Source organism: Bacillota bacterium (assembly GCA_040754675.1).
GTDB lineage: Bacteria > Bacillota > Limnochordia > Limnochordales > Geochordaceae > Geochorda.
The window spans coordinates 1-6,377 of sequence record JBFMCJ010000235.1; the positions used below are offsets into that span (position 1 = coordinate 1).

Annotated in this window: 6 protein-coding genes; all 6 read right to left on the reverse strand. The window is 67.4% G+C overall.

From position 1 onward, the window contains the following. The coding region (locus tag AB1609_13500; GenBank protein ID MEW6047475.1) for a hypothetical protein at positions 1–1,515 on the reverse strand (1,515 nt) is incomplete at its 3' end. A 45-nt stretch (positions 1,516–1,560) separates the two neighbouring features. Next, positions 1,561–2,385 carry a carbohydrate ABC transporter permease gene (locus AB1609_13505; GenBank protein ID MEW6047476.1) on the reverse strand — a complete coding sequence of 275 codons (825 nt, stop codon included), beginning with the start codon at positions 2,383–2,385 and terminating at the stop codon, positions 1,561–1,563. A gap of 23 nt (positions 2,386–2,408) precedes the next feature. Next, complete coding sequence (locus AB1609_13510) at positions 2,409–3,407, reverse strand: sugar ABC transporter permease (protein MEW6047477.1); 999 nt, start codon at positions 3,405–3,407, stop codon at positions 2,409–2,411. An 81-nt stretch (positions 3,408–3,488) separates the two neighbouring features. Then, positions 3,489–4,754, reverse strand: coding sequence for an extracellular solute-binding protein (locus AB1609_13515; GenBank protein MEW6047478.1), 1,266 nt, complete (start codon positions 4,752–4,754; stop codon positions 3,489–3,491). 123 nt (positions 4,755–4,877) lie between these two features. Next, positions 4,878–5,873 carry an amidohydrolase family protein gene (locus AB1609_13520; protein ID MEW6047479.1) on the reverse strand — a complete coding sequence of 332 codons (996 nt, stop codon included), beginning with the start codon at positions 5,871–5,873 and terminating at the stop codon, positions 4,878–4,880. Positions 5,874–5,875: 2 nt separating this feature from the next. Next, the coding region (locus AB1609_13525; GenBank protein MEW6047480.1) for an ROK family protein at positions 5,876–6,377 on the reverse strand (502 nt) is incomplete at its 5' end.

The following is a 6,377-nucleotide window of genomic DNA, read 5'->3' on the forward strand; positions in this document are numbered from 1 at the left end:
GCCCCCGAAAGGCCCCCGGTGGGCGCCGCGCCGGCGCCGCGCCAACCCCTCGGCCCGGGCCGCCTCGTGCAACATCCCCACGCGGCGATAGACCCGGCCCAGTTCCACCAGCCCCCGCCACAACAGCGCGTTGTCGTACGTCAGGTACGGGTACGGCGGCGGGTCGTCGGAAGGATCCAGAAACGTGCGGTAAAGCGGCCCCGGGCCGCCCAGCCGTTCGAGCACCTCCGGGAAGGCCTTGAGGGCCGCTTTCACCTCGGGCTCTTCCAGGATGCTCTCGTCCGCCGTCGCGTCGAGGTAGCGGCCGAGGGCCACGGGGTAGGCGGCCAGCTCGTCGAGTTCGAAGCCGGGGTAGAGCGCGGCGCCGCTGATGTACTGGGCGTGCATGCCCGGGTTCTTCCAGCCATGGCGAAAGGCGAACAAAAGGACGCTGCGGGCGGTGGAAGGCTCGACCAGCAGCAGCCCCGGCAGGCTCCACAAAAGCGAGTCCCGGGCCCAGAAGGCGGCGCTCACGTAGTAGCGGGGGCTGCGGGAGGTGACGGCGACCCACTCCTCGGTGTCGATGGTGCGGCCGCAGGCGAAGAAGTGCGTGAAAAACAGGTTGCGGTTGGCAAGCCGTTCCAGGGTCTCATCTGGCAGGCGCTGCTTTCTCGATCGGAGCCACTCGAGCGTCTCGTCGAGAAGGCTGGCCCAGCCGTGCCGGCGCAGGTCCACGCCCGTGGTGCGAGCCCCGTCCAGCTCGGGCGCCACCGATACGTAGAACGTCGCGCTCGCCGTCTCTCCCGGGGCCAGGGCCTGACGGCGACCCATGACGAACTCAAGAGCATCCGCAACCGAACCGGGCTCCTGGACGATGTCTGCGGGCTCGTCCGTGCTCACGGCCCACCCGATGACGGGCCAGCCCGCCGAGGCCTCCATCGCCAGGGAACCGGTCCAGCGGTCCTGTTGGCAGTGCAGGGAGACGGGTAGGGGGCGGGAGCGGAAGAGGCTGTAAACCACACTGCGCCAGCGGCCCTCCAGGCCCAACGCCAAATCGACGGGGTGCCCCGACACGTTTCTGGCCTCCAGTCGGGCCACGCAACCCCGGTAGCCCACCGGCGCGAAGATGATGGCCCGAAGCTCGAGGTCACGCGAACCGTTCGTGTCTCCGGTGGCGGGAAGCCCGCTCCACTTCCACCGGAGTTCGACGGCCCAGTCTTCAAGCAGGGTGGCCGACCGGGCAGCGGCTTCGAACGGGATCCGCCGGCCGTCCAGTTCAACAAAAGGCGCCAGCAGGGAGGGGGCCACCCCGCCGGCTTCGCCGGGTGCCCGGCCGGCCGGCGCCCGCCACGGGTCAGGCGAGGCGGCCAGGCCCAGGGAGCCCAGCGCCCGCATCGACAGCACCTCTACCGTGCGGATCCCGCCGGTGACCGGGTCGATGGCCGGCAGCGCCACCCACTCGTTGCCGGTGACCAGCACTTCGGACCGGTCCTCTATAACGGGTGCTTTGGTCATGAGCGCTTCACTGGCTGCCACGGCGTCGCGGGCCCCCTCTGCTCCTGCTGCTCTTGCTGCTGCGTTTCAGTCCTTCAGCCCTGTCAGAGCGATGCCCTGGATGAACTGCCGCTGGAAGATCAGAAACGCGATCAAAAGCGGCGCCACGGCGATGGTGGCGCCGGCCATCTGCCAGTGGATGTTGGCGATGTACTGGTCGCTGAAGCTCTGAAGCCCCACGGGGAGAGTCCGGCTGGCGTCGGAGTTGGTGACGATGAGCGGCCACAGAAACTCTTCCCAGTTCGCCACCAGCGTGAAGATACCCAGTGCCGCCAGCGCCGGCCGGGTCAGCGGCAGCACGATGGTGAAGAAGATGCGGGGTTCGCTCGCCCCGTCGATGCGGGCCGCCTCGATCAGGTCGGTGGGAATGGTGCGCATGAACTGGCGCATGAGGAAGATCCCGAACGCGTCGAACAGCCACGGGAAGGCCACCCCCGCCAGGGTGTTGACGATGTGGAGGTTCATGGCCATGAGGTAAAGCGGGATCATGCGCACCTGGAACGGTACCATCAGGCTCGCCAGCATCGCCATGAACAGCGCTTCCCGCCCGCGGAAGGGGAACTTGGCCAGCGCGTACCCCGCCATGGAACTCACGAAGACCACGCCCGCCACCACGACGACGGCCACCACCACGCTGTTGAGCAAATACCGCCCGAACGGAAGCTGCGTGAAGACCACGACGAAGTTGTCCGGCGTGGGCTGCTTCGGGATGAGGTAAGGCGGCACCACCATCACTTCCGGCAGCGGCTTGAACGCGCTGGAAAGCATCCAGGCCAGGGGCAACAGCATGGGGATGGCCCCGATGATCAACACGAGGTATAGGAGGGTTCGAGCCCACCGGGGTTCGGTCATGATCTCGCCCTTCCGACGCCTGCCTAGTATTCGAACGGCCGCTGGATGAGCCGGATCTGGATCAGGGTCACCGCAATGATGAGCGCCATCAGCACGAACGCGTTGGCCGAAGCGTAACCCAGCTCAAACTGCTTGAACCCCACGTCGTAAATGTGCAGCACGAAGACGCGCGTGCTGTCCAGCGGGCCGCCCGGCGTGCGCATCTGTAAACCGCCCGTGCTCATCACGTAAGGGATGGTGAAGACCCGGAAGGCGTTGATCGCCAAAATGACCACGACGAACAACACGGTCGGGTTGAGCAGCGGCAACGTGATGTGGCGAAAGAGCTGCCACCGCCCCGCCCCGTCGATCCGGGCCGCCTCCATGTAATGCGCCGGGATCGTCTGCAGCCCCGCCAGAAACAGCACCATGGCCTGGCCGATCTGCTTCCAGACGCCCACCACCATCACCGCCTGCAGCGCCCAGGCGGGGTCGGCCAGCCACCCGGGCTTTCCCAGGCCCAGGCTGCCCAGGATCCAGTTGATGACCCCGACCCCCGGGTCAAAGAGCCAGCGCCAGACGAAGGCGGCCGCCACGATGTTGGTGACGACGGGGGCAAAGTAGATCGCCCGGAACAGGCCCTTCAGCTTCACCCAGCCGGCGTTGAGGATGAGGGCCAGGGGCAGCGAGATGAGCAGGATGGCCGGCACCACGCCCAGCGTCCAGGTAAAGGTGATCTTGAGCGACTTCCAGAACAGCGGGTCGTCCAGCAGACGGGCATAGTTGCCAGGGCCGATGAAGGCCGGCGATCGGAAAAACCCCCAGTCGTTGAGCGAAATCCAGGCGGCCCACCCGAACGGGTACACCACGATGAGCCCGAACAGGATCAGGGCAGGCAGCAGGAAGATCAACGCCCAGGCGGTCTGCCGGGTCCGGTAACCGACGTAAAGCCGTGCGGCCCGTCCCGCCGCCGCTCTCGCCTTCGCCCCCGCCGCCCTTCGCTGAACCGGTCGGGCGGTGCCCTGTGGCCTTGCTTCAGACACGGCGTTTTTGCCCCGCTTCTTCTCCCTTTGAAGTGGCCGCCGCGACCCCAGGAGGGCTCGCGGCGGCCTGCGTTGCGCGTCTCAGCGCAGGATCTGCCGGATCACGGCGTTCTCCCGCTCGATGTACTGCTTGACGAGCTGCTCGACCGGCGTTTCGGTCAGAGCGATGGCATCCCACAGGTCGTTCCGGATCTGGTCGGACGCAAACCCCACGGTCTCGACCGGCCGAACCAGCGGGATGGAGGCCATGATGACGCGCTCGTTCGGCGTCGCAAACAGGCTCGGGTCGCTGGCCAGCGCCTTCAGGGACGGCAGGTCGCCGGCCACCTCCATCCACTTGCGGACGGCCTTGTCGCTGGCCAGGAACTTGACCCACTTCCAGGCCGCCTCGGCATTCTTCGTGCCAGCGCTCACCACGTAGGCCCAGTGGTGACCCGGCGCCCGCACCGGCTTGCCCGGAAGGGTCGGAACCGGCGCGACCGTGTACTTGAGGTTGGGCGCCATCGTGCCAATGACGCTGCGGGCGACGGGATGGTTGATGTAGTAGACCGCTTTGGACTGTTCGAACTTGCGCTGGCCGGTCAAAAAGCGCGGCGAGTCCACGGCCTGCGGGCCCCGAATCAGTTGCTCCGCAAACTTCCACGCCGCAATGCCGTCCGGAGAATCGTAGTTGGCCCGGCGGCTCTCGGGGCTCACGACGGGCCCGTCCATGAAGCTGTAAAGGAGCGACGTGTAGTCGGCCCAGCGGTAGCGGGTGTCCAGTCCCGCCTGGACGATGTTGCCCTGGGCGTCCCGCTTCGTCGCCTTGCGTGCCTGCTCCAGCAACTCCTGCCAGGTGGCCGGCGGCTTCGTGGGGTCGAGGCCCGCTTCACGCGCCAGCTGGTCGCTGATGTACAGCACCAGGTGCTGCACGTCGGTCGGCAGGCCCCAGTAGACGCCATCCCGCTTGAATCGCTGGACCGTCCAGTCGAGGTAAGCTGCCTCGATCTGATCGGTGGTCATGACGCTCGCAGGAACCGGTGTCAGGAAGCGGCTGTACAAAAGCTGCTCGGCCATCTCCATCGGCACCTGGAACACGTCGGGGCCGGTGCCGGTGGCCAGGGCCGAAAGCAACTTGTCCGTGTACTGCTCGTACGGCGGGAAGTCGGCCTTGACCGTTATGTCGGGGTTTTCCTGCTCAAAGAGCTTGATGAGTTCCTGGAGCGCCTTGGCGCGCCCCTCGTGGAAGTGCTGCCAGTGAACGACCGTCGCCTTCTCGGCGAAGACGGCAACGGCCCCCGCAGTCAGCACAACGGCCACGGTCACAAGCGCAAGAAGCGCACGTGAAAAACCCCATCGGCGGGCCATCTATGTCTCCCTCCCTCACGCCCCGCGCGGGGCGTCCGATCCGGATACCGCTCTCCCGCTCCCGTACCCGTCACCACGGAGGCTTGACCCCAACTGGCGTCTTTTTCGCACTCTCGCTACCTCTCACCCCCCTTCGAGCCGCAACAGCCGGCGAGCGTTGCCCCCGAAGACGGCGGCCAGATCGTCGGCCGTGAAGCCCACGTTGCGGCAGGCGCGAAGCTGCTCCTCGACGTAGCGCACCACGAATCCACGGGGAAAATGCGACGAATCGGTGCCGAACAGAATCCGGCGGGCGCCCACCGTCTCCCTGAACCGGCGGAACAGGTCCTCAAGCTGGAGTTCGGGGATCATCCAGCGGATCCACTCGTTGTTGCCGGACGTGTCCACGTACACGTTCTCGCACGTCCAGCAAAGCTGCAGGAGTTCCTTTGGATATCCACACCCGAAGTGCGGCACGACGAACGGCACGGCCGGGAACGCCTTGGCCACGTCGTGCAGGATGAGCGGGTTGATGTTGACGTGGTTTCCAATGCCTCCGCCGCCGTTGAGGACGCCGAAGTGAATCAACACGGGAAGGCGCAGCGCCTCCGCCGCCTCCCAGACCGGGTACAGGGCCGGGTCGTCGATCCGCCCCGACAGGGCCGGCGCCAGAACCTTGTAACCCCGAAGGCCCAGATCCCGTACGGCCCGGTGGAGCTCCCGGGCGGCGTCGGGACGGAACGGGTCGTGGTGGGCGAAGCCGAAAAAGCGGGGGTGATGGGCCACCACGCCGGCCAGGGCATCGTTTCCCCCGCCCGTGACGAAAACGATGCCGTCGAGGTCGTAGCGTTCGACCTCGGCCTGCCACCGGCGGATCTGCTCCTCCAGCGGGGCCGGGGGCTGTTCGGGGATGGGGAAGCTCCAGCGCTTCCACCAGTCGACCTGAGCGGCGTAGTTGCGCTGCACCAGGAGCTTCAGCTTCTCATCGCCGAAGCGAGCCCGGTAGGCCTCTTCCCAGCCTCCCAGGATGGATTCACCGGGGTGCGGGAAGTGGGCGTGGAAGTCGAAGATCCGGACACCCCAGCGCTCGGGCCAGCTCGTCCCTGCGCCGGTGCCAGCTTCCCCGGTGCCGGTTGACATGCTCACTGCACGCCCACCTCCAGGACCGCCGGTTTCCCGCTCGCCACCGCCTCGCGCTGCTGGGCCAACGTGCGTCCCTGGCGCAGGGCCACGGCGATGGCCCCAAAGAGGGTCGCGTCGCCCCCGAGCGAGGAGATGCGGATCTCGGGGGCAAACGGCACCAGCTCCGCGACCCGGCTTCGTACGGGTCCGAGGAGCAAATCCGCGTTGAGCCCGACCCCGCCGCCAAGCACCACCAGGGAGAGGTCGAGCACCGCCGTCGCCGAGGCGATGGCCCACGCGAGGGCATCGGCGACCCGGCGGACGACGGCCGGCGCAACGGGGTCTCCCTGACGCGCCAGGTCAAAGACCTGCCGGGCATCCACGCTTTCCGACACACCCAAGGACGAACCGGAGCCGAGGGGAACTCTGCGCGCCCCCGTGCCGTCGACCTCCGCTGAACCGCGGTGCTCCAGATAGGCGCGGGCTATGGCCGGGCCGGCGACGATCTCCTCGAGTTGCCGG

What these genes read in the sequence shown, in the direction of transcription:
- AB1609_13505 (MEW6047476.1), bottom strand. Translation starts at nt 2,385, where the DNA reads ATGACCGAACCCCGGTGGGCTCGAACCCTCCTATACCTCGTGTTGATC.
- AB1609_13515 (MEW6047478.1), bottom strand. Translation starts at nt 4,754, where the DNA reads ATGGCCCGCCGATGGGGTTTTTCACGTGCGCTTCTTGCGCTTGTGACC.
- AB1609_13520 (MEW6047479.1), bottom strand. Translation starts at nt 5,873, where the DNA reads ATGTCAACCGGCACCGGGGAAGCTGGCACCGGCGCAGGGACGAGCTGG.